1 pseudogene is annotated in these 776 nt (G+C 48.7%); it reads left to right on the forward strand.

Annotation, left to right across the window (positions count from 1 at the left end):
* Window positions 1–672 precede the first annotated feature (672 nt).
* A pseudogene (locus Q2M23_RS44425) lies at window positions 673–776 on the forward strand (hypothetical protein); the annotation flags it as partial.

Here is a 776-nt window from a genome sequence, read left to right on the forward strand (position 1 = left end):
GACTTGTCTTACTAAGGAACGACATGGCTACGATCCGACTTCGGGGTGGAAACGGTGTGGTTTCTCGGCTTAGTGCAGGTGCCTCCAACACTGTCACAGCACATGGACCTAGACCTTCTGGACAGTTGTTCCTTTTTGTCTTGTTGGTTCTCTTTTTTCGCACTGTTGCTGTTGTACACTGTTTTTGTAATGCTGACGACAGAGCGACTATTGAACAAGACGGGTGAACAACTCCAAGTAACCAGCTCTTGCTGCATTCACTCGTATGAAAACACGCGTGTATTGGGAAGGGGCAAGAAACTTTGCACGAAAATGAAGGACAACGTAGCGATGGCATGTAAGATGAAAACGCTAGGAATACATCTCGTAGGCCGCAGGTTGCATGTCGTACACGGTGATCATCCCGGTCCGAGCTGACTCGAAAGGGTGGGAGACCATGCGCTGCGCTCTTGCCTGCAAAATATTCTTCGCGCCGAGTTTCAGAGGTTGAGTGCGGCTGTCAGGTGTATACTGTGTACCCTGACAGGAACCAAAGTTGATTCCCATGATTTTCATGCGGCATCGGGAGGTGATGAGAGTTGGATGTACGGCAGCGACATTGAGACGAAAGTCCAATCATCACAATGGGTCGGCCATGGATATCCACGCCCATAAAAAGCACGGCAGTCCCGATCCAATGTCAAGCACATGATCGCAGTTTTCTTTGACTTTAATGGCATTGTGCATTTTGAATTTTTGCCTCGAGGAGAAACAGTCAACCATCAGTACTACGAAGG

The organism is Bradyrhizobium sp. 33ap4 (genome assembly GCF_032654765.1).
In the GTDB taxonomy this organism is placed as follows: domain Bacteria; phylum Pseudomonadota; class Alphaproteobacteria; order Rhizobiales; family Xanthobacteraceae; genus Bradyrhizobium; species Bradyrhizobium australafricanum.